The sequence below is a fragment of the Paraburkholderia pallida genome, from assembly GCF_004524855.1.
In the GTDB taxonomy this organism is placed as follows: Bacteria; Pseudomonadota; Gammaproteobacteria; order Burkholderiales; family Burkholderiaceae; genus Paraburkholderia; species Paraburkholderia oxyphila.
On the sequence record NZ_CP038151.1, the window covers coordinates 1,107,908 to 1,130,620 of the forward strand.

The window sequence follows — 22,713 nt, forward strand, 5'->3', positions numbered from 1 at the left end:
TATTGTATGGGATGGAGTCGACCATGACAACAAAGATTGCAAGCTGTTCGCAGGCTGGGTTATCGCATTGTCAAGGCGACACCGTTGAACCTGTCACCGAGCTTTCGATTGGAGATGCCCTGCGCCTTGCCGCAGACAATTGGGGCGATCGAATTGCACTTGTAGAGGGCACGGAGATGGCCGACGCTCACCGGCAGTGGTCCTTCGCACAACTGTATGAGGACGCATCCCTCGTCGCCCGTGCTCTGCTAGCGCATTTTTCTCCTGGCGAGCACGTTGCCGTCTGGAGCGCCAACTGCCCCGAATGGGTTCTGCTCGAGTTCGGCGCAGCATTGGCCGGGCTCACGCTCGTCACCGTCAATCCCGCGTACTTGCCCAAAGAACTCGTCGACGTCCTCAGGCGGTCCAACGCCACCGGCATCGTCTTGTGCCCCGAGTACCGCGGGCGTGATTGCATGGCAATACTGAATGAAATCAAGGCGGATATTCCTGACGTGCGCGAAGTGATCTCGCTCGCGAACTGGTCCGCCTTTCTCGAGTCGGGCAAGAGCACTCGCTCACTACCCCACGTGTCTCCAGACGATGTCGCGCAGATCCAATACACGTCCGGCACGACGGGATTTCCCAAGGGGGCGGAACTGACGCACCGTGGGCTCGTCAACAATGGCCGGTTCTATGCCAACGTCATTGGCGCGAATGCCCAGGACGTCTGGGTCAATCCGATGCCCCTGTTCCACACGGCGGGCTGTGGGCTCGCTACCCTGGGCGCATTGCAGACGGGCGGAATGCACGTACTGCCAGCTGGATTCGACCCCAGGCTCATGCTCGATCTGATTGAGGCTCATCGCGGCACGCTGGTGCTATGTGTGCCCACGATGTTGATCCGGATGCTGGATCAGCCCGACGCCAAAGATCGTGACCTTGCTTCATGGCGGCTTGCCACATTGGGCGGCGCGCCCGTGCCGCCGGAACTCGTGCGCCGCGCGTTCACCGAATTCAATATTGATGTCGCAATTGGCTTCGGCCAGACGGAGTCGTCGCCCTATATCACTCACACGCTGCCGCGCGACCCCAATCCGCAATGGATCGAGACAGTGGGGCTGCCGCTGCCACAGACCGAAGTCAAGATCAGCGACCCCGATACCGGCGAGACGGTTCCCATTGGGGTGATCGGAGAAGTTTGCGCGAAAAGCATCTGCGTCATGAAGGGGTATTTGGGCGACCGCAAGGCAACAGCGGAAACCATCGACGCGCAAGGATGGCTGCATACCGGCGACCTCGGCAGCCTCGACGCACAGGGTTATTTGCGCATCCATGGCCGCATCAAGGACATGATTATTCGCGGTGGAGAGAACATCTATCCGCGAGAGGTCGAAGACGTGCTGTGTACACACCCGGGCGTCACCCTTGCGTCTATCGTGGGGGTTCCTGATGCGCAATGGGGTGAAGTCGTTGTCGCTTTCGTCCAGCCACGACCGGGTTGCAATTTGAGCAGCGACGAACTCTCCGAGTTCTGTCGTGCACGCCTCGCTTCCTATAAAACACCACGGATCTGGCGCTTTGTCGATCGCTTCCCGCAGACGGCTTCCGGAAAAATCCAGAAATTCGTGCTGCGGGACGAATTCATGGCGGCGACCGGACACAAGCAATCTTGACGGGCAGCGCGAGCAGGATACCCGGCGCTTCGCTGACGAGCGTGTGCTTTGAACCGGGTCGCGCCCAATCAAGAGATATTGATTCGTTCTGCAAAAATTGGGGGAAGTGATGATTTCGCCAATTAACGCTCACGCGGTTGCAGCAAGCGAACTTCGGTCGGCTATGCAGGGGCTGGTCATAACGCCCGCCGACGAGGAAGCGCCAACCCGTGCCGTCAGGGTGACGGCGGGATCAACAGGCGCATGGGACGAATTCCTCCGGATGGGCAAAACTGGAATGTCCAATATTGCATATGCACTTCTAGTTCCCTACGAAATCCATACATCACGCCAGGGTGCGAGAAATCCACGGCACAAACACACGATCGGGCGTGCATCGTGCCGCACGCATCGGCGATAATTGAATGTTCCTCTTCAACGAAGCACACCGCGATAGCCCGGCCCGGCTCCCTGTTCACGCCGCGGCAAGACGATGCCCGCGTCGACACATCGAAGGTCAGCCGCGACCGTAACCAGGGACGCAGGACGCTGGGGCCTCAACCAACGCTCGTACAAAACGCAGGACCGCCATGAAATCGCATCTTCACGCCATTGCCACGGCGCTGCTGGCCGCCGCGCTGTTCGGCGTGGCCACGCCACTCGCCAAGGCGCTGCTCGGCACGCTCCCGCCCTTCATGGTGGCGGGCCTCTTCTATCTGGGCAGCGGCGCAGGGCTCGCCCTCGTCATCCTCGTGCGGCGCCTGCGCCGCCGCGCGGACGAGCCGCCCGCGCACGCGCCGCTGCGTCTGGCCGAACTGCCATGGCTCGTGGGCGCGATCCTCGCGGGCGGCGTGGCCGGCCCGGCGCTGCTCATGCTCGGGCTCGTCACGACGCCCGCCGCCACCAGCTCGCTGCTGCTCAATCTCGAAGGCGTGCTCACTGCGCTCATCGCGTGGGTCTGCTTCCGCGAGAACTTCGACGCGCAGATCGCGCTGGGCATGGTGGCCATCGTCGCGGGCGGCGTGCTGCTCTCGTGGAGCGGGCCGCACACGGGCATCGCGCCGGGCGCGCTGTTCGTGGCGCTCGCCAGCCTGTGCTGGGCCATCGACAACAACCTGACGCGCAAGGTCTCCGCCAACGACGCCATGACGATCGCCTGCCTCAAGGGCGTGGTCGCGGGCCCCGTGAATCTGGCCGTCGCGTTCTGGCTGGGCGCGCACTGGCCCGACGGCGGGCGCCTCGCGGGCGCGCTGGTCGTGGGTTTCGCCGGTTACGGCGTGAGCCTCGTGCTGTTCGTGGTCGCGCTGCGCAATTTGGGCACGGCGCGCACGGGCGCGTATTTCTCGGTGGCGCCGCTGTTCGGCGTCGCGCTCTCGCTGCTGCTCTGGCCGCAGCGTCCGGAGACTACGTTCTGGATCGCCCTCGCGCTCATGGCACTGGGTGTCTGGCTGCACGTGCGCGAACGCCACGAGCACGCGCACACGCATGAGGCGCTGGACCATACGCATCGGCACCGGCATGATGCGCACCATCAGCACGAGCACGACTTCGCCTGGGACGGCACCGAGCCCCACACCCATGCGCATCGCCACGTGCCGCTCACGCACACGCACGCGCATTACCCGGATGTGCATCATCGGCATTCGCATTGAGGGCGTCAATGGCGGCCCACGAAGCGCCTGTTGACACCACGCGGCACACGGACAGCAATTTTCCCCAGGTGCATTAACGGGCCCGCGCGCACAATCCTCACGACGCCTGCATGCAGGCATGGCTGATATGGAGACAACGCGATGGCTTCCCTCTACCGTGAGATTCCCCTCGAAACCGATGCGGCCCGGGCCTGGGAGACGCTGCGCGATTCGCGCAACATCGCGCGCGTGTTCGCAGGCGTGCTAACCGACGCTCACGTTGACGGCGACCTGCGCACCGTGACGTTTGCTAACGGCAGCGTGGTGCAGGAGCGGATCGTCGCCGTGGACGACGCGCATATGCGCGTGGCCTACACGGTCTGCGGGCCGAACTTCGAACAGCACGCCGCTTCGATGCAAATCGTGGCGGAAGCCGGTGGACGCTGCCGCATGGTGTGGATCAGTGATTTTCTGCCGGATGAACGGCGCGCCATGGTCGAACCGCTGATGGACGCCGGCTGCGCGGCAGCTCAGCGCAATTTAGCGCGATGAGGGCGGATGTAAATGCAATCGCGAGCGCAAATGCGCTCGCGTTTTCGGTGTGCGTGACTTCAGTGTTGGCCGCTAGTGCTCGCTGATGCGTCGTCTTCGGACGTATCGAAACCTCAGTCGCCGTATTCCAGCCAGTCTTCGCTAAGCAATTCGATCGGATGTTGCGTGCGCGACGAGCCGTTTCCGAAACTGAGCGGTCCAGAGGCGCATTGCCGCATTCCTTTCTGGACTAGACCCGCCCTGCCCGACATGGTGTATCGACGTGCCTGGTCGTTTGCCACCACACGTGCGGATTGGTTGGCGCAGCGCTGGGCTGGCAGTTAGTTGCACTTTTAGCCGCGCACATCGCCTTCAGCTCGACAATTCGTCGAGCGAAACGCCATTGGTTCGCGGACCGAATGCGCCAATGGAAACCATCACCACGAGCATGCAAAGCGTGATGCCGGCAAACACGCCATGCACGCCAAAGTCACGTAGCAGCGCGGCGATGATGAAGCCCGACATCGTCGCGCCCACGCGGCTCGCCGAATAGACGACGCCGTTCGCGCGGCAGCGCACCCAGGTGGGAAAGAGCTCCGCCTGGTAGGCGTGATAGCAGACCGAGATCGTCTGCCCGGCGAGGCTGATCAGGATGCCGAGCCCAATCAGCGCCGCGGTGCCGCGGGCCTGCGCGAACAACAGTCCGAACACCACGACGGCAAACGCCGAGCCGACGATGAGCCATTTGCGCTCGATCCGGTCGGCCACCGGCATGGCGAGCAGCGGGCCGCACGGCAAGGCGATGGCGATCACGAAGGCGTACAGCAGGCTCTTCGTGACGGTCACGCCCTGCCCGATCAGGAGCGTCGGCACCCAGTTCGCGAAGCCGTAGTAGCCAACGGCCTGGCACAGATTGAACGCGATCAGCATGATGAGCCGCGCACGATAAGGCGGCCGCCACAGCTCGGCGAGCGACGCGCGCCGGTGCGTGGGCGGCGTGGGCACGGGCGCAGGCGGCGGCAAGTCGCGGCCGCTCTCGCGCCGCGCGGCCTGCTCCAGCCCCGCGATGATGCGCTCGGCCGCTTCAACGCGCGCGTGGGTGGCGAGCCAGCGCGGGCTCTCCGGCACCGCACGGCGCACGAACCACACCAGCACGGCGCCAAGCGCGCCGGCAAGCACGACCCAGCGCCAACCGTCGAAGCCGAGTGGCGCGATGGGCACGAGCCACCACGAGAGCAGCGCCGAAGCCGGCGCGGCGGCGAACATGACGGCCTGATTGAACGCCATGGCGCGGCCGCGCATCTGCTGCGGCACCATCTCCGTGACGTAGCTGTCGATCGTGACGATCTCGATGCCCACGCCAATCCCCGTAATGAAGCGCCACAGGATCAGGCCTTCTGGCGAATGCTGCATCGCCATCAGCACCGAGCCGAACGAATACCAGAGCAACGAGAACGTGAAAACACTTCGACGTCCGAATTTATCGGGCAGCCAGCCGAAGCACAACGTCCCCACAAAGAGGCCGCCGAAGGTCGCGGCCACGAACGCGCCGATGCCGTTGAAGCCGAAGAAGCTCGACGTGGTGGTGTGCAGCAGCCCGCTCTTCGCCAACCCCGGCGCGATGTAGCCCGTGAAGATGAGATCGTAGACCTCGAAGAAGCCGCCCAGCGAGATCAGCAGAATGAGCTTCCATAGCTGCCGCGTGACGGGCAGCCGGTCGAGGCGCGCGGACAAGGCCTGCGCCGCCGCGTGCCCGGCGGCGGCCGCTTGCGGGCGAGCGCCAGCCACCTCGTCCGTGGTGAGGGTTCGTTGCATGTCTGTCTCCGTGTCCGCCCTGCTTGCGGCATCGCTGTCGCAAGGGCTTCGTTATGCGTGCTTGCGCGAGGTTCTTCGGCCCGCGTTGAATGGCGGCGGCCGGGCGCCGTTACGGCTGCCGCGCTTGCGCACCGCCGAGCCGCGCGAGCACTTCCTCCGTGTGCTCGCCTACCTTCGCGAGCGGCTGGCGCACGCCAGGGCGGCGGCCATCCATCAGGAGCGGGAGCAGCACGACTTCGGTGCTCTCGCCGTCATCGGTTTGCATCGGCGCGAGTCCGCCGCTTTCCCGCAGGTGCGGGTCGTCGAACAGTTGGTCCGGGCGCACGATTGGCGCATAGGGAATGCCGGCCTCTTCGAGCCGCGGCGTCAATTCGCTCACGTGCAGCGCCTTCAGGATTTCGCCAAGGCGCGCGAGCAATTCGGGCCGCACGGCCACGCGTGAAGCATTGGTGGCGTACTGCTTCTCCTCGGCAAGTTTCGGACAACCAATCACATCGCAGAGCGTCACGAACTGCTTGTCGCTCACGGCGCCGATAAACAGCTGCTCGCCTTCGGCGAGCGTGAACACGTCGTATACACTCCACGCCGAAACGCGGGACGGCATGGGCGGCGGCGCTTCTTTCGTCATCGCGTATTGCTGCATATGCTGCGCGCTCAGGAACACGCAATTCTCGAAGAGCGCGCTCTGCACTTCCTGGCCACGCCCGGTCGCATCGCGCTCGCGCAGCGCTGCCAGCACACCAATCGCGCCAAACATCCCGCCCATGATGTCGTTGACCGAGGTGCCGGCACGTAGCGGCCTGCCCGCCGGCCCTGTCATGTACGCGAGGCCGCCCATCATCTGCACGACTTCATCGAGCGCGAGTCTGTTCTCATAGGGCCCCGGAAGAAAGCCCTTGTGCGAAACGTAGATGAGGTGCGGATAGCGCTGCGCAAGCGTAGCGTAGTCGAGTCCGAGCTTGTTCATCAGACCCGGGCGGAAGTTCTCCAGCATCACGTCGCTCTGACCGATCAGTTCGATGGCCGCCGCGCGCCCCGCTTCCGTGTTGATGTCGAGCACGACGCTCTTCTTGTTGCGGTTGAACGAGCGGAAAAAGCCGATGCCGAGTCCGGGCAGATTGCGCGTCTTGTCGCCGCCGGGCGGCTCGATCTTGATGACTTCCGCGCCGAGATCGGCGAGGATCATGCCGCACGTCGGGCCCATGACCATGTGCGTGAATTCGACGACGCGCACGCCGTCTAGCGGAAGCCGCTTTGCTGTGTCCATATGAACCTCAGGATGACGAACCAGTATGATCAGTTTGGGTGAGCGGCACGAAACGTCTTCGGCAGCCCCGCGCGCCAGAGCGTGCCGTGCAGCGTTTCGTGCTCGAGCCATTGCGCCACTTGCGCGCGCAGGGCGAGCAGCGCCTCGATGTCGATGCCGGTCTCGATGCCCATGTCGGCCAGCATGAACGCGAGATCCTCGCTCGCGGCGTTGCCGCTCGCGCCCGGCGCGTGCGGGCAGCCGCCGATGCCCGCGAGCGAGGCATCGAAGCGCGTGACGCCCGTTTCCAGCGCGGCATAGACGTTGGCGAGCGCAAGGCCGCGCGTGTCGTGAAAGTGGCCGCACCAGAGCCGCTCGCCCGCGATCGCGCGCGCCTCGCTGAACAGCTCGCGCACGACGGCCGGGTTCGCATAGCCGACCGTATCGGCGAGGCTCACGCGGTCGGCGCCCGCGTCGAGGAGCGCCTGCATGTAGCGCAGCACGTCCTGCGCGCGCACGCGCCCCTGCAAGGTGCAGCCGAACGCCGTGCCGATGCCGCCTTCGATCAGCGTCTTCGCACCCGACGCGTCGCGCGCGGCGCGCATGCGTGCGACTTCGGCAACCACTTCGTCGGGCGTCTTGCGCAGGTTCGCGAGGCTGTGCGCCTCGCTCGCCGAAAGCGGCACGAGCATGAGGTCGGCGCCGGCTTCGAGCGCGCGCTCGGCGCCCTTGAGATTGGGCACCAGCACCGAGACGAACAGGCCCGGCAGGCGCCGCGCGAAATCGACGAGCTCGGCCGTATCGGCCAGCTGCGGCAGCAAGCGGGCGGGCACGAACGAGCCCACCTCGATCTCGCGCAGGCCGGCGGCGTGCGCCGCGCGCAGCCACTCGCATTTGCGCGCGGTCGGCAGCACGGTCTGGATGCTTTGCAGGCCGTCGCGCAGGCCGACTTCACGGATGACGGCGCGCTCGGGGAATGAGGGCATGAAGGGTCTCCATAAGCTGCAGGTCAATACGCCGGTTCATGGCGGGCCGGCGATGTGCTAACTTTAGCCATTCCCCAGGATACATAAAGCGGTATTTCGGAACCGATGACATTCCGAACCGGAAACATAACGGTTCGGCAGCCAGGCGGACCGGAAGCCTCGTGGAGCGAGACGGAGCAGCACCCATGCATGACATCGACATCAAGACCCTGCGATTGCTGGTCGCCGTGTGCGAGCACGGCAACATGGGCCGCGCCGCGCGCGACGAGCACATCGAGCCTTCGGCAATCAGCAAGCGCATCGCGCAACTGGAGGCCAGCCTCGGCGTGCCGCTCCTCACGCGCTCGCGGCGCGGCGTGCAGCCCACGCCGGCCGGCGTCGCGCTCCTCGAGCACGCACGCAGCGTGATCTTCACGCTCGAGCGCGCGCTCGGCGACATCGCCGCATTCGGCAGCGGATTGCGCGGCAGCGTGAGCGTGTGCGCCTCCGCATCGGCCATCGCCGAAGCATTGCTCGACGATCTCGCCTCGTTCATGCGCATGCCGGCGCACCAGAACATCCGCGTGAACGTGGACGAGCGCACCTCCAGCGAGCTGGTGCAGCGCGTGCGCGATGGCGTGGCGTCGGTGGGCGTGTGCTGGGACAACGTGGAGCTTGCCGGCCTGGAGTCGCGCCCCTGGCGCGAGGACCGGCTCGCGCTCGCGGTGCATCCCGACCACCCGCTCGCGCGCCGCAAGCGCGTCGCGTTCGCCGATACGCTCGACTATGAGCACGTGGGCCTGCCGCCGTCCACGGCCGTGCATACGCTGTTGCAGCGCTCGGCGGCGCGCAGCGGGCGCAGCATCGACTATCGCGCGACCGTGTCGAACTTCGATGCGGCGTTCCGCGTGGTCGCGGCCAATCTGGGCATCAGCGTCGTGCCGCAGGAGGTCGGCCAGACCTACGCGCGCATCATGAACGTACGCATGATCGCGCTTGACGATGCGTGGGCGCGGCGGCGCTTCATCGTCTGCTTTCGCGAGTTCGACGCATTGCAGCCCGCCGCCCAGCGCATGGTCGAGCATCTCGTCGCGCGGGCCCAGGCGGCGCCGGAGGCTCGCGACGCCAACGAGACGCGAGACTGAGGCGCCGCCTCACGAATGGCACGCCGAAGCCCCGTGCGTCGTTTACACTTCCAGCATTCCCCGATCGACTCCTCGACTCTCGCGCCCCAAGCCGCCGCCTTTGCCATGCCTGATGAAAAACGCCGCCGCGTCGTCATTGCGAGCCTGCTGGGCGCAATCGGTGCCGCGCTCACGCGCTCCAGCAGCGGCGCGACGCGCAACTTCACCATCGCGCTGGTGCTCAAGGGCCTCCCGGATGCCTACACGCAGACCATGGTCGCCGCCGCGAAGGTCTTTCAGGCGCACGCCCCCTACCCGTTCACGCTGCTGGTGCAAGGCGTCACGGCGGAGACCGACTCGGATGGCCAGATCCGCCTCATCGACGCGTTGATCGCCCAGCGCGTGAACGCCATCGTGATCGCGCCCGCCGATTCGCGCGCGCTCGTGCCGGCCGCGCGCCGCAGCGTGCAGCAACGCATCCTCACGCTGGCGATCGACAATCCGCTCGACGCCGACGCGCTCTCCGCGGCGGGCATCCGCGTGCCCTATGTGGGCCCCGACGACCGGCGCGCCGCGCGGCTCGTGGGCGAGTATCTCGCGCATCGTTTGCGGCCGGGCGACCGGGTTGGCATCATCGAAGGCGTGCACGGCGCGCGCAACGCGCAGCAGCGCAACGCCGGCTACCGCGATGCGATGCAGGCCGCGCATGTCGAGATCGTGGCCGTCGCGCCCGGCGACTGGGAATACGGCAAAGGCCGCCTCGCAGCCGCCGCGATGCTCGCGGCGCACCCCGGCATGCGCGCCTTGCTCTGCGCAAACGACAATATGGCGCGCGGCGCCGTGGATGCCGTGCGCGCGGCGCAGTTGAGCGGCCACGTCCTTGTCACAGGCTTCAACGACGACGACGCCATCAAACCCCTCATCAAGAAAGGCCAGGTGCTCGCCACGCTCGACCAGTTCGCTGCCAAGCAGGCCGTCTACGGCCTCGACGTGGCCATGCAGGCCCATGTCGAGCAACAGACCCAGGACGATCTTTCGGACTTCATCGAAACACCCGTCGTGCTCGTCACGAAGGACAACCTTCAGGCCGGCCACGCAGCATGAGACACCTTCCGCCCCTGAACGCCCTGCAGATCTTCGAGACCGTTGCCCGCTACGGCAGCTTCACGCGCGCGGCCGAGCACCTGTGCCTCACGCAAGGCGCCGTGAGCCGGCAGATCCTCGCGCTCGAAGAGTACTACCGGCTGCCGCTGTTCCGGCGCACGCCCAAGGGGCTCACGCTCACGCCCGAGGGCGAGCAGTTGCTGCCCGCCGTGCGCGACGGCTTCGCGCGCATCGAAGAGGCCTCGATGCGCCTCACGCGCCAGCGCACCGAACTGGCGCTCAAGGTGCCCACCTGCGTCATGCGCTGGATGCTGCCGCGCATCATGCGCTTCCAGGCCGAGCATCCCGATCTTCAGGTTCAGATCACGACTACCTGGCAGCACGAAGCAGATTTTCAGGCCGAGCCGTTCGACGCCGCCATCGTCTATGCGCCCGCACCGGGCGCGGGTGTTCACGCGGTGCTGCTGTTCGACGAATACCTCACGCCCGTGTGCGCGCCGGAGTTGCTGGAAAAGCGCCCCATTGCGCAGGCCGACGACCTCGCGCATCAAACCCTGCTGCACCCGACGCGCGACCACCGCGACTGGAAGCTGTGGCTCACGCAAGCGGGCGCGCAGCAGGTCAACGCCCACGCGGGCCCCACGTTCGAGTCGCTCGACCTCGCCACCAGCGCCGCGATGCAAGGCTTCGGCGTGGCCATTGGCGACCGCACGCTCGCGGGCGAGGATCTCGCCGCGAACCGGCTCGTGATGCCCTTCGATCTGGCCGTGGCGACGGGCTGGCGCTACTATTTCGTCTACCCCGAGTGCGTCGCGCAGCAGCAGAAGGTCCAGCGCTTCAGCGAGTGGATCGAGCAGGATCGCGAGCGCTCCGGCGCCGGCTGACGGGCATTCCAGGGATGCTTGCGGGCGCTGGCTGGGCGCGTGAAAAGCGCGCCATGAGGCAAATGCATGGCCGCCATGAGAATTATTCGATTGCCGCGGCGGTGCGCTTTGGGCTAAATGGACGCTTTCGATTACGCCGTCGGCCATGACGCCGCCCCCAAGGGAGAACCCACTCATGCAGAGCGCCGCTCGCATACGCTCGAAACTGCCCGACGTAGGCACGACGATCTTCACCGTCATCGGTCAACTCGCCGCCGAGCATGACGCACTGAATCTCTCGCAAGGCGCGCCCAATTTCGAGCCCGATGCGCGGCTCGTCGAGAATGTCGCCGCCGCGATGCGCGCGGGCCACAACCAGTACGCGCCGATGGCGGGCATTCACACGCTGCGCGAAGCCCTGGCCGCCAAGTTCGCATCGCTGCACGGCGCGCATTACGACCCCGCCGACGAAGTCACGGTGACGGCGAGCGCGAGCGAGGGCCTCTACTCCGCGATCAGCGCGCTCGTGCACGCGGGCGACGAGGTCATCTATTTCGAGCCATCGTTCGACAGCTATGCGCCGATCGTCCGCCTGCAGGGCGCGACGCCCGTGGCGATCAAGCTCGCGCAGCCGGATTTCCGCGTGAACTGGGACGAGGTCGCCGCCGCGATCAATCCGAGAACGCGCATGATCATCGTGAACACGCCGCACAATCCCACGGCCACGATCTTCGACGAGCACGACATCGCGCGCCTGCAAGCGCTCACGCGCAACACCGATATCGTGATCCTCTCCGACGAAGTCTACGAGCATGTCGTGTTCGACGGCGCGCAGCACCAGAGCATGGCACGGCACCGCGAACTAGCCGAGCGCAGCGTGATCGTCTCGTCGTTCGGCAAGTCGTATCACGTGACGGGCTGGCGCGTCGGCTATTGCCTCGCGCCCGCCGAGCTGATGGAAGAGATCCGCAAAGTCCATCAGTTCATGATGTTCTCCGCCGATACGCCAATGCAATACGCGTTTGCCGAAGCGCTCGCCGAGCCGGCGACTTATCTCGGCCTGGGCGAGTTCTACCAGCACAAGCGCGACTTGCTGGTGGACGCGCTGGCCGGCTCGCGTTTCGAGCTGCTGCCGAGCGCCGGCAGCTTCTTTCTGCTCGCGCGCTTTCGCGCCTTTTCCAGCGAACGTGACAGCGACTTCGTGCTGCGCCTGATACGCGACGCGCGCGTGGCGACCATTCCGCTCTCCGCGTTTTACACGGACGGCACCGACGACGGCCTCATCCGCCTGAGCTTTTCGAAGGACGACGCCACCCTGCTCGAAGGCGCGCGCCGGCTGTGCGCAATCTGAGCGGCCCCGGGCCATTCTGAGCCGGTTATGCGGACATCAAACGACAACCATCGCAAGGAGATCACCATGAAGCTATCCAAGATGTTGCTCGCACTCGCCTGCGCCTGTGCCGCCGTTCCGGCGTTCGCGGATACGACGGCACTGCGTTTCGGCCTGGAGGCGCAATATCCGCCCTTCGAATCCAAGGCCGCCGACGGCAGCCTGCAGGGCTTCGACATCGACATCGGCAATGCCGTGTGCGCGGCCACGCACCTCACCTGCAAGTGGGTCGAGACCTCGTTCGACGGGCTGATTCCCGCGCTCAACGGCCGCAAGTTCGACGCCATCAACTCGGCGATGAACGCCACGGCCAAGCGCCGCGAGGCCATCGACTTCACTACGGTGATCTATCGCGTCCCTACCCGCCTGATCGCCCGCAGCGACAGCGGCCTCACGCCCACCCCGGCGTCGCTCAAGGGCAAGCGCGTGGGCGTGCTGCAATCGTCTATTCAGGAAACCTATGCAAAGGCGCACTGGGAGCCGGAAGGCGTGAGCGTCGTGGCGTACCAGGACCAGAACCAGATCTACGCCGATCTCGCGGCGGGCCGCCTCGACGCGACGCTGCTGCTCGCGCCCGCCGGCCAGACGGGCTTTCTCTCCCGCCCCGACGGCAAGGGCTTCGCGTTTGTTGGCGCGCCGGTGCGCGACGACGCGATCCTCGGCAGCGGCATCGCGTTCGGTCTGCGCAAAGGCGACGATGCACTGCGCCAGCGCCTGAATGCGGCCATCGCGAAGCTCGAAGCCGATGGCACGGTTGCGTCGCTCGCGCGCAAGTATTTCGGCGATATCGACGTCTCGCCGAAGTAAGGGATGGCGGATCGGCTAAGCCATACAGCGCCGATCCGCACTGGACTTTACTGCTGCTTTTGCTGCTGCAGATACTGCCGCACGTCGCTCATCGAGACGCGGCCCGTATGCGCCGTGTCGATCTGGTCGAAGTGCTGCGCGATATAGCCGAGGCCGCTGCTTTGCGCCTGTGCCTTCGTAATCGAGGCACCGTTGCTCAGCACCGAATTCGCGCCTAGTCGCGCTTCAATGCGCTTTTGCGCCTCTTGTTGCAATTGCGTTCCGGTGGATGGCGTCACGGGCATCGGACGGTTGGTAGGGAAAAACGGACCGTCCACGCCGTGCCCGCCTTGCGGGAGCGTGACGGGTGCCACGGCCTGAGTGGCCGCCTGCGCGTTGCCAAACAGGGCAGCGAGCACGAGGAGCGGCACGAGGCGCCACAGTTTATCGAATTCGGACATGATCACTCGCATTCAAAGGTGTGCGTGAAGGTGAGCATCGGGTCCCCGGCTCCGCGGCGACCCGTTGCTCAAGCTTACTGCGTTGCCGTGGCCTGCGCAGTGGCCGTCGTAGGCGTACCTGCCGGGCTCTCGTCGGACCACGGAGCGGGCAGCGTCCAGAGCGAAAGCGCCAGCGGAATGGGCTGTCCGGCGTAATACTTCGCGAGATCGGCCTTCATCTTCGGGCGCGCCACATCGTCCAGATAAATCATGTGTCCGCCCTGGAAGAAGTTGACCTGCAGGTTAGGCGCCAGCCCCTGAACCGTTTGCAGGCGCGCGAGCTGCTTCTCCGTATTGAAGAACGGCGTGGCGAGATCGTGATAGCCGTTTTCGGAGAGCACCTGCAACTGCGGGTTCAGCTGGATCGCGCCCAGCAGATCAGGCAGCGTGTCGGGCAGCGGCTGACCGTCGTGCGAGAAGTCCCAGACGTTGATGATGTTGTCGTTCAGCGGCATATACGTCGCATTGGGCGCACGGTAGCCCAGATAGTCCGGCATCTGCGTCGCCAGCGCGGTCGTGAACGGCTGCGAAATCAGAATGTCCGACGGGTCGCCATCGTTCTGCAAGCGCGGATCCGAATTGGGCAAGGACACGCGTCCGTCGTAACGGCCGATGGTGGTGCCCGGGAGCAGCTCGAGATTGAACGGATTCGCGTTGAAGTAGCCCTGCAGCGCCTGCAGTGTCAGGCTCGATGGCCAACGCCAGGAGTCGAGCGTGCGCTGCGCCGGGAACACGGGCGTGCCGAGCGCATCCGGAATGCCGAGCTGGCTCAGCACCCACGATTGCGCGTACTTTCCGAAGTGGTTGTACTGGCCCGTCGCGAAGACCTCCGATTGATAAGCAAAGAGCCCCTGATCGATCAGCGGCGGCGACACCTGGTTGAAGTACGCGGCCACCTCGGCATAGCCCGGGTAGTAGCCCGCGAGCGTATCGGTATCGAGCGCGAGACCCTCGGTCGAAGCCGTGATGGCCGTGGCCTCGATCGCATCGGCGAAGTAATTGAGAATCGACGACTGCAGCACGATGCCCGTGAGCTTCACGCCAGCAGTCTCGAGCGCGAGCGCGAGCATATCCGTGCGCGGCGTGCCATACGATTCACCGTAGAGATAGATGGGCGAGGCGCTGCGGTTGTTGGCCGCCAGATAGCGCATGATGAAATCGCGCATCACGTTGACGTCCGGATCGCAGCCCCAGAAGCTCTGGTTCGTGTACGGTGCAATCGCCTCCGAGAGGCCCGTGCCCGGGGGATCGATGAACACCATGTCGGTGGTATCGATCAGGCTCTCCGCATTGTTGACGAGCGGGAAATTCGGCCAGTTCGTCATCAGCGGGTCGGGCGTGGCGACACGCGTGGGCGCGAACGAACCGAGCCGCAGCCAGATCGACGACGAGCCCGGCCCGCCGTTATAGATGAAGGTGACGGGCCGCGGCGCGCCGTTCGTGCTCGGTGCGGTGTAGGCGACATACGACATCGTCGCTTCAGGCGTGCCGTTCGGATTCGAGGCCGTCAAATGGCCCGTTGTGGTCGTGTAGTTGATCGTCGTTTTGCCCGAGGTCCACTGATAATGCATGACGGCCGCTTTCTCCGCGACCTTGTTCAGCGGTAGGGCGTCGGTGGCATTGGGCGAATAGGCGACGGGATCGACATAAGGCTGGTTGCCGTTTTGCCCTTGCTGGTTGCCGTTTTGCGCCTGCTGGCTCGCGGCCACCTGGTTCATTGCGCTCGCACCGGCCCCGGTGCTGCCATCGCCGCCGCCGCATCCCGCGAGCATCAGCACGCCGGCGATTACCGCGCCGGGCATGGCTAGCCGGCCCATGCTGCGCACACGGCTCTTGTTGGAGCTACTGTCTGGATTCATTTCTGTCCCTGTGAATGGTGAAATACCGCTACACAAAGGCCGCCTTCGCCGGGGAGACGCATAAGGGAAAACAGACTGCACATGCAGGAATCGCCGACGCACTGCGACTGACAATAAGCTTTCTATTTTCTGACCGTTTTAATTCAATTTACCGAATCGGCAATTATTCCGGATAACTAACTATATGGATAAGGTAATTCCGGAAACTTGTACCGTTTCCCCCGAATACCCATGTGAAATATTTAGTAATGAATCGTGGCAGAGAGAAAATAGAAGGTGTTGCAGTGCTTTGTCAAGACAGAGTTTTAGAGCCGTTAATATCAGCCATTAACTACGCAATACGCATATCAGGCATACGTGCATGCGCCCGGCCATGTATAACGGCACACTTTTATTTTGAAAAAGCCGATTGTGAAAGAGCGGCCAGGCTTACGCCGGGCCGCTCCCTGAAAGTGCTGCTCGTCAAATCCGTCTCTGTGCCGGAAAGTCCGGCGCGGCATCACTCGTCGAACGGATTGTCGATTGAGGCTGCCGGCTGCGTGAACCATTGCGGACCGCTTTGCGTCATGTAGGCATGGTCCTCATGCCGGATGCCAAATTCGCCGGGCACGCACAGCATCGGCTCAATGCTGAAGCACATGCCCTCCTCCAGCGGCACGCTGTTCCCTCTCACCAGATAGGGATGTTCGTGCAGTTCGAGGCCAATTCCATGCCCCGTGCGGTGTGGCAAACCCGGCAACCCGTAGTTGTCGCGGTAGCCAACGCTCTTGAGATACTCGCGCACTGCGGCATCGACCGATTCGGCTGTCTTGCCGATTTGCGCCGCTTCGAACGCGCGGCGCTGCGCCTGCTGTTCGTGCTCCCAGACTTCGCGCTGCCGGTCACTGGGTGTTCCGAACACGTAGGTCCGGGTAATGTCCGAGCAATAACCGTGCAACTGGCAACCGGTATCGATCAACACCATGTCGTTGCCTTCGAGCGCCTTGGGCGCATTGACACCGTGCGGGAACGCCGTGTCGCCACCGAAAAGAACGATGCAGAAAGTGGAGCCGCGTCGCGCACCCACCTTGCGGTGGGCTTTATCGATGAATTCGGCGACTTCGCCAGTACTGATGCCTTCACGCAAAATGCGTGCAACGGCCTGATGGACACGCAGCGTCATGTCGTTCGCGCGCTGAAGCAAAGCGATTTCCGTGCTCGACTTCTTCCTGCGGCAAACCGTGGTGATCCTGGCCGCACCCACGATCGCAAGACCGTCCGCGTGCTCGCGCAGTCGCTCGTAGGTCAGGAAGGGAGCGGTCTCGTCGAGCGCCAGCGTACCCGCGTGGATGCCCATCTCCCGAACGATCCGCATGGCGTGCAGCCAGGGGTCATCATGTTCGTCCCAGAGGTCGATCTTTCCCGGGATCTTCAGCATGCTGTCGAAAGTGCCTTTTTCGAAAGCCGGCACGAGGTATCTGACTTCTCCCCGGGCAGGAATGATCGCCGCCACCAACCGCTCGCTGCGGTGCCACGAAATTCCGGTGAAATAGAGCATGTTGCTGTTGGCATCGACCAGCATGGCGTCGATACCCGCGTCCCGCATCAGCTTTTGTGCGAGCGCGATTCGGTCGAGATATTCGCCGTTGCCAATCGGCGCCACACCCTGGGTCATATCGTGCAGCTTGTCCAGTTCGATTTCCGCGCTCGACCCACCCACACCGATAGTCATACTTCGCTCCATGACATAAGTTTCAAACAGTTTCGTTGAGGACTGCGCGACAATGCGGTCTACTTCACGCTAACGCCATCGAAACGCACATACCCGAGCGGCTCGATGCGCATGTCGACCACGCTCTTGCGTGCCGGCTGATAGACCGTCGAGTTGGCGATCGGCGAGAATGGCAATTGCTGCGCGAAAATCTGTTGCGCTTGCGTATAGATTTTTGTCCGCGCATTGAGATCCGTTGCCGCCCTGCCCCTCTGGACCAGATCGTCGAACGGTTTGTAGCACCAGTGCGCAAAATTGTTGCCGTGCACAGAATCACAACCGAGCAGCGTTCCCAGCCAGTTGTCCGGATCACCATTATCGCCCGTGAAGCCGATCAGCATGCTGTCCTGCTCCCCTGCATGTGCGCGTTTGATGTACTCGCCCCACTCATAGGTGACGATCTTCGCTTTCACGCCGATCTTCGCCCAGTCGGCCTGGATCATCTCGGCCATGAGACGCGCGTTCGGATTGTAGGGACGCTGGACAGGCATCGCCCAGAGCGTCATCTCAAAGCCGTTTGGCAAGCCCGCCCTGGTGAGCAACGCCTTCGCGTTGGCAGGATCATAGGACGAGGCCTCGAGACCCGGATCGTACGACCACTGCGTCGGTGGCATGGGCGCGGTGGCGGCCTGCCCTGCGCCTTGATACACCGACTCCAGAATGGCCTTCTTGTTGATCGCCATGTCGAGCGCCTTGCGCACTTCGACCTTGTCGAACGGCTTGCGCTCGAAGTTGTACGCGAGATAGCCAAGGTTGAAGCCCGGCTGCGACGGAACGTCGATATCGGCGCTGCTCTTCAGCGGCCCGATATCGGCCGGGCGCGGATAGCTCATGACCTGGCATTCGTCGCGCTTGAGCTTCTGTACGCGCACGCTGGCATCGGGCGTGATCGAAAAGATCAGCTTCGAGAGTTTCACCGCGCCCGGCTTCCAGTAATCAGGATTGCCATCGAAACGGATGGTCGCGTCCTTCGTATAGCTCTTGAAGATAAAAGGACCTGTGCCCACTGGATACTGGTTGATGTCGGCGGCCTTGCCGGCCTTCAACAACTGGTCCGCATATTGCGCCGACAAAATCGAGGCGAACTCCATTGCCACGTTCTGGATGAACGGCGCGTTGGGCTCATTCAGCGTGAACTTCACGGTATACGGATCGACCTTCTCGACTTTCGCGATCAGCTTGTCGAGGCCCATGTCGGTGAAGTACGGGAACGACACCGGGTAGGCCTTGCGGAACGCATTGTTCGGATCGAGCATGCGGTCGAACGTGAACACGACATCGTCGGCGTTGAACTCGCGCGTGGGCTTGAAGAACGCAGTGGTCTGAAACTTCACGCCGTGGCGCAGATGAAACGTATAGGTCTTGCCGTCCGGGGAAACGTCCCATGATTGCGCAAGGCCGGGCTCGACCTTGGTGCCGCCGCGCTCGAACTCGACCAGGCGGTTGTAGACAGTGAACGTGTTCGCGGTAAAGTCGGTGCCAGTCGTGTACTGCGCCGGATCAAATCCTCCCGGGCTGCCCTCCGAGCAGTACACCAGGGTGCTCTCGGCAGCCCGTACGTGATGGCCGGCCATTGCCGAGAAGGTCACGATTGCAGCGACCACCGCATTTGCGTACTTGAATGATGGCCGACGGCCAGGGTTCTGCTTCATCGACGCTGCCTCCTTTATTATTCGTTATTGGCTTTGCCGGATCTTCCATGGACAGCCCAGAGAAGAACGACACCGATTTAATCCATGCCTTATCTCCAGCATCCTTCACTGGATATTTTCGACAAGAACAAAATCAGCGTCTTGATGCCGTTCTACGCCGTAAATGACGAAATCTGCACAATCAAGGGCCGGTCGGACGCCTGGCAGCGTCCTGCGATAGTCCGTCTGGAGGCGAGCTTTTTAAGTTGGCGCCGAAGCGAATTGCGGCGTCTGCGCGAGAAGCGCGGCGCTGAGGGTGGCGCCGCGCCGCCGCGCCGCATCACAGTGCGGCACGCGGCGGCATTGATGCGTTCAGTGGCTGATATCTTCGAGCGAGAGGCCGCGCGTATTCGGCCCGAGCAGAATCATCACGATGCCCACGAACATGGCCACGCCGATAAAGATCGCCACGCCCGGCACGCCGTAGTGATGCAGCAGAATGCCGATCGCGAGCCCCGCGAAAGCCGCGGCGATCCGGCTCCACGAGTACACGAAGCCCACCGCGCGGGCGCGCACGCGCGTGGGATAAAGCTCGGCCTGATAGCCGTGGTAGGCATAGGACATCACGTTCGACGCCAGCGTGAAGAGCACGCCCAGCACGATCAGCACGCCCGGCTGCGAGGCCTGCGCGAAGAGCGCGATGACGATCGCCATGACCAGCAGGCCACCGACGATCTGCGTCTTGCGCTCGAGCTTGTCAGCGAACCAGACGCCAATGAGCGGGCCGAACGGATTCGCGATCGCGATCACGAAGGCGTAGGCGAGGCTCTGCGTCACGTGAACGCCGCGCGCGATCAAGAGCGTCGGCACCCAAGCCGCGAAGCCGTAAAAGCCGATCACCTGCGCCATGTTGAAGATCGAGAGAATCACCGTGCGGCGCAAGTAAGGCGGGCGCAGCACTTCGCCAAGCGAGCCGCGGCCACCCTTTTCGAGCTGAATGGCTCCGGGCGGCGGCAACGCAATGCCCTTTTCGGCGGACACGCGGCGCTCGATCTCGGCAACGATCTGCTCCGCTTCATCCACGCGGCCGTGGCGCGCGAGCCAGCGCGGGCTTTCCGGAATGTTGCGCCGCAGGAACCACACCACCACCGCGCCCACCGAGCCGATCAGAATCACGACGCGCCAGTAGTCGAGGCCGAGCGGCTGCGTGTCCTTCAGGATGTACGCGAGGAACGCCACCACCGGCACCACGCTGAACGTGATGAACTGGTTGACCGCATAAGCGCGGCCGCGCTCGGCGCTCGGGATCAGCTCGGAGATGTACGTGTCGATCGTGACCAGCTCGATGCCAATGCCGATGCCGGCGATGAAGCGCCAGATGTTGAGCCCCATGCCGGTCGTCTGGAACGCCATGATGGCCGTGCAGGCGATGTACCAGATCAGCGACCACGTGAAGATGATGCGGCGCCCGAACCGGTCGGCCACCTGGCCGAATACGAGTGCGCCGACCCACAGCCCCGCGAACGTGGAGAACACGAAGGTGCCGAAGCCGGCGACCTTGAGCGGCCCGAGCGCGGAAAAGAAGCCGAGCGATTCGGGCGTGAAGAGGCCCGAATGCACCATGCCCGGCGCGACATAGCCGGTGAAGAACAGGTCATAAAACTCGAATACCCCGCCGAGCGAAAGCAGGATCACCATCGACCAGACCGTGAACGACGGCGGCAGCCGGTCGAATCGGGCGGCGATTTCCGCGGATTTTTCTATTGACATCGAAATACCTCACACCCTTTTTGTAAGCATATTGGAAGCAAATGGCCGATGTCTCGCGCTCGATGCGAAGCGCATGCTGCCTCCCCGGCGTAGATCCTTGCGTCGTCATCATTCTGGCGGCGCGGGAACACGCGAGACGCAGCAAACCGCCGCCGGAGGCGTCGATATGCGGCACAGCTTGCAGCTTATTTGTACCGGAGCATCAAGGCACCTGGTTGAAACCCAAATTCGCTCGATTTATGGCACAGGCGTGACGGATATTGGCCAATAGGGCCGACGCCATGCATTTTCGATTTGCCGAATCCGGGTTCGACTTTAATGCGGCCGGTCAGGGTGTCAATGCTATGTGCGGCACAGGCGCTTTTATGATTCTTTCTGTCTCACGCCTGGCCAACCCGCTCCCGCATCAGGCGGGACATATCGAGGTCTCTCGCCTGCATCGCGCCCGCGGCACAGCCTCGCCTGTCGAGCCGCTCAGCCAGTAGCCAGCAAAAGGCGTCCAGTTCCGCGCTGCCTTGCGCCGCGACGAACTCTTGCACGACTTCATGCACGGCCGCTTGCAGCGTCGTCGCCGAAAGCGTGCTGGCGATATGCGATGCGCCGCGCGCGAGTTCGAGCGACCAGGCCGACTCGTAATGATACAAGCCGCCTTGCCGCGGCTTTCGCTGATTCTTTTTCATTTTGCCCCCGTTCTGCGCCGATCTCGCAGATGCCGGCATCTTTGCAGGAGGCGGCACGCGGGAGCAACGATTGTAAGGGGGGTGACAGCCAAACCTGTCCGTACGTCTCAAATACTTGTTGCGATGTCTCACGCATGAACCGTGGCGCGAACGCCAGCACGAACTGCGCGGACCGGACTCAACGCATCAGGGACATCCAGTAGCGCCAGTCATCCACAGAGGCGTTTTGCGCGGGCACGGCATTGCCGTTCAGCGCCAGCATGCGTACGGCGCGAGGAGACAGGCCCATCGAGCGGCGGAATGCACGGGCAAAGTTCGCGGCGTCCGTGAAGCCGTGCGCGGCGGCAATATCGGCAATCGACATGGCGCTGCGCGCGGGGTCGGCGAGCATCTCGCGGCAGCGGCGCAAGCGTCGCTCCCGGACGTACGTCGCGAACCCGCCTTCCTTCTCGAACAGCCGGTACAGCGTGGCCCGCGAGATGCCGAATGCGAACCCCACTTGCTCGACGCTCAGTTGCGGCGCGCTCAGGTGCTCCTCCAGATAGCGGCAAATCGAAACGAAGACGCACTGCTGAACGGCCGGCTGGTGCTCCGGATTCACGCTGGCGTTGATGGCCGAAGCGGCGAGCTGCAAGGTCGCGGGCAGAACGGCCAGGGCGCTCGCCTGCGTCATCTGGGGCGCGTGACGGTAGAGCGCGCCCAGGTGCTCGCGAAGCAGCGCGACCGTGGGCTCGGTGCCGCGTAGCACACGCATGCTGTGCTGGTCCGGCGTGTTCAGCAGCGGAGCCAGCAGGCGTCGCGGCACCGCGAGATTCAGGAATTCGCTGCGCGTGGTCTCGGTCGCAAGCGGCTGGGCCGCATCGACGATGAACAGGTCGCCGGGCTGGGTACACGACTGCTGAGCGCCGTCACGCACGCGGCAACTGCCGCCCATATAGAACTGCAAGACGTATTGGTCGTGGCCGTCGCGCCCGATCTTCGCGTTCGAGCGGTCGTAGCGTTGCGCACCCGTGCGTATCGATCCCAGCACCACGTCCGCGACCAGATACGCGCTTACGCTGGTCTGGAAGCCGGTGTCCCGCGCCTCCATGGTTTGGGTATCGAACACGACGTTGACCGCCTCGCGCCACGCCGCGAACTGCTGAGACCGCGGCAAGCCGTGGGTATCGAATTGCGAATGAGGCAAGGTGTTCTGCGCTTGGCTCATGGGCCACCTCGGTTCGGGCCGCGACTTCTGGATTGAGTCGAGGCCAGTGCTCGATGAAAGCGCCGCAGGCGGAGCTGGGACGAATCCTTCCACTCGATAACCGGGATATCGGTCGCATGAGCCCGGAACTTTAGAGGCTATTCGGGGGCGATGCGTCGGGCGTCGGGCGTCGGGCGTCGGGCGTCGGGCGTCGGGCGTCGGGCGTCGGGCGGCGGGCGGCGGGCGGC

Annotated in this window: 19 protein-coding genes; 8 read left to right on the top strand and 11 right to left on the bottom strand. The window is 64.0% G+C overall.

Annotated features, from left to right (window positions below; genetic code table 11):
• Positions 1-23 precede the first annotated feature (23 nt).
• The 3 genes from E1956_RS39700 to E1956_RS39710 all read left to right on the top strand — a co-directional run bounded on the left by E1956_RS39700 (position 24) and on the right by E1956_RS39710 (position 3,817).
• Positions 24-1,655 carry an AMP-binding protein gene (locus tag E1956_RS39700; RefSeq protein WP_134758771.1) on the top strand — a complete coding sequence of 544 codons (1,632 nt, stop codon included), beginning with the start codon at positions 24-26 and terminating at the stop codon, positions 1,653-1,655.
• Positions 1,656-2,224: 569 nt separating this feature from the next.
• Complete coding sequence (locus E1956_RS39705) at positions 2,225-3,286, top strand: DMT family transporter (protein WP_134758772.1); 1,062 nt, start codon at positions 2,225-2,227, stop codon at positions 3,284-3,286.
• Positions 3,287-3,427: 141 nt separating this feature from the next.
• Entirely contained in the window at positions 3,428-3,817 is a 390-nt protein-coding gene (locus E1956_RS39710) for an SRPBCC family protein (RefSeq protein ID WP_134758773.1), read from the top strand.
• A gap of 113 nt (positions 3,818-3,930) precedes the next feature.
• Here the strand turns inward: E1956_RS39710 and E1956_RS39715 are convergent, their stop codons facing one another.
• From E1956_RS39715 to E1956_RS39730, 4 genes are all read right to left on the bottom strand, one after another.
• Complete coding sequence (locus E1956_RS39715; protein ID WP_134758774.1) at positions 3,931-4,068, bottom strand: DUF3079 domain-containing protein; 138 nt, start codon at positions 4,066-4,068, stop codon at positions 3,931-3,933.
• Between the two features lie 100 nt (positions 4,069-4,168).
• Entirely contained in the window at positions 4,169-5,611 is a 1,443-nt protein-coding gene (locus E1956_RS39720; protein WP_134758775.1) for an MFS transporter, read from the bottom strand.
• Between the two features lie 109 nt (positions 5,612-5,720).
• On the bottom strand, positions 5,721-6,878 hold the full coding sequence (locus E1956_RS39725) for a CaiB/BaiF CoA transferase family protein (protein WP_134758776.1): 1,158 nt from the start codon (positions 6,876-6,878) through the stop codon (positions 5,721-5,723).
• Positions 6,879-6,907: 29 nt separating this feature from the next.
• Positions 6,908-7,843 carry a hydroxymethylglutaryl-CoA lyase gene (locus tag E1956_RS39730; protein WP_134758777.1) on the bottom strand — a complete coding sequence of 312 codons (936 nt, stop codon included), beginning with the start codon at positions 7,841-7,843 and terminating at the stop codon, positions 6,908-6,910.
• Positions 7,844-8,028: 185 nt separating this feature from the next.
• Between E1956_RS39730 and E1956_RS39735 the strand changes: the two genes are divergently transcribed.
• The 5 genes from E1956_RS39735 to E1956_RS39755 all read left to right on the top strand — a co-directional run bounded on the left by E1956_RS39735 (position 8,029) and on the right by E1956_RS39755 (position 13,110).
• Entirely contained in the window at positions 8,029-8,967 is a 939-nt protein-coding gene (locus E1956_RS39735; RefSeq protein ID WP_134758778.1) for a LysR family transcriptional regulator, read from the top strand.
• 105 nt (positions 8,968-9,072) lie between these two features.
• The gene (locus E1956_RS39740; protein ID WP_134758779.1) at positions 9,073-10,050 is read left to right on the top strand and encodes a substrate-binding domain-containing protein; all 978 of its coding nucleotides are present in this window, start codon (positions 9,073-9,075) and stop codon (positions 10,048-10,050) included.
• Positions 10,047-10,934 carry a transcriptional regulator GcvA gene (gcvA, locus tag E1956_RS39745; protein ID WP_134758780.1) on the top strand — a complete coding sequence of 296 codons (888 nt, stop codon included), beginning with the start codon at positions 10,047-10,049 and terminating at the stop codon, positions 10,932-10,934. The genes E1956_RS39740 and gcvA overlap by 4 nt, the downstream gene beginning before the upstream one ends.
• Before the next feature lie 175 nt (positions 10,935-11,109).
• Positions 11,110-12,264: a pyridoxal phosphate-dependent aminotransferase gene (locus E1956_RS39750; protein WP_134758781.1), complete on the top strand. Its 1,155-nt coding sequence runs from the start codon at positions 11,110-11,112 to the stop codon at positions 12,262-12,264.
• Positions 12,265-12,330: 66 nt separating this feature from the next.
• Positions 12,331-13,110 carry an ABC transporter substrate-binding protein gene (locus tag E1956_RS39755; RefSeq protein ID WP_134758782.1) on the top strand — a complete coding sequence of 260 codons (780 nt, stop codon included), beginning with the start codon at positions 12,331-12,333 and terminating at the stop codon, positions 13,108-13,110.
• A 47-nt stretch (positions 13,111-13,157) separates the two neighbouring features.
• Here the strand turns inward: E1956_RS39755 and E1956_RS39760 are convergent, their stop codons facing one another.
• The 7 genes from E1956_RS39760 to E1956_RS39790 all read right to left on the bottom strand — a co-directional run bounded on the left by E1956_RS39760 (position 13,158) and on the right by E1956_RS39790 (position 22,486).
• Entirely contained in the window at positions 13,158-13,550 is a 393-nt protein-coding gene (locus tag E1956_RS39760; RefSeq protein WP_134758783.1) for a 2-oxoglutarate dehydrogenase, read from the bottom strand.
• 74 nt (positions 13,551-13,624) lie between these two features.
• Entirely contained in the window at positions 13,625-15,448 is a 1,824-nt protein-coding gene (locus tag E1956_RS39765) for a S10 family serine carboxypeptidase-like protein (protein ID WP_134758784.1), read from the bottom strand.
• A 499-nt stretch (positions 15,449-15,947) separates the two neighbouring features.
• Positions 15,948-17,147 (bottom strand): M24 family metallopeptidase, encoded by a 1,200-nt coding sequence (locus tag E1956_RS39770; protein ID WP_335930026.1) that lies wholly within the window; start codon positions 17,145-17,147, stop codon positions 15,948-15,950.
• A gap of 71 nt (positions 17,148-17,218) precedes the next feature.
• Positions 17,219-18,772 carry an ABC transporter substrate-binding protein gene (locus tag E1956_RS39775; protein WP_197733025.1) on the bottom strand — a complete coding sequence of 518 codons (1,554 nt, stop codon included), beginning with the start codon at positions 18,770-18,772 and terminating at the stop codon, positions 17,219-17,221.
• Between the two features lie 429 nt (positions 18,773-19,201).
• Positions 19,202-20,527: an MFS transporter gene (locus tag E1956_RS39780; protein ID WP_418789368.1), complete on the bottom strand. Its 1,326-nt coding sequence runs from the start codon at positions 20,525-20,527 to the stop codon at positions 19,202-19,204.
• A 452-nt stretch (positions 20,528-20,979) separates the two neighbouring features.
• Entirely contained in the window at positions 20,980-21,279 is a 300-nt protein-coding gene (locus E1956_RS39785; RefSeq protein WP_134758788.1) for a hypothetical protein, read from the bottom strand.
• 178 nt (positions 21,280-21,457) lie between these two features.
• Positions 21,458-22,486 carry a helix-turn-helix domain-containing protein gene (locus E1956_RS39790; RefSeq protein ID WP_134758789.1) on the bottom strand — a complete coding sequence of 343 codons (1,029 nt, stop codon included), beginning with the start codon at positions 22,484-22,486 and terminating at the stop codon, positions 21,458-21,460.
• Positions 22,487-22,713 lie beyond the last annotated feature (227 nt).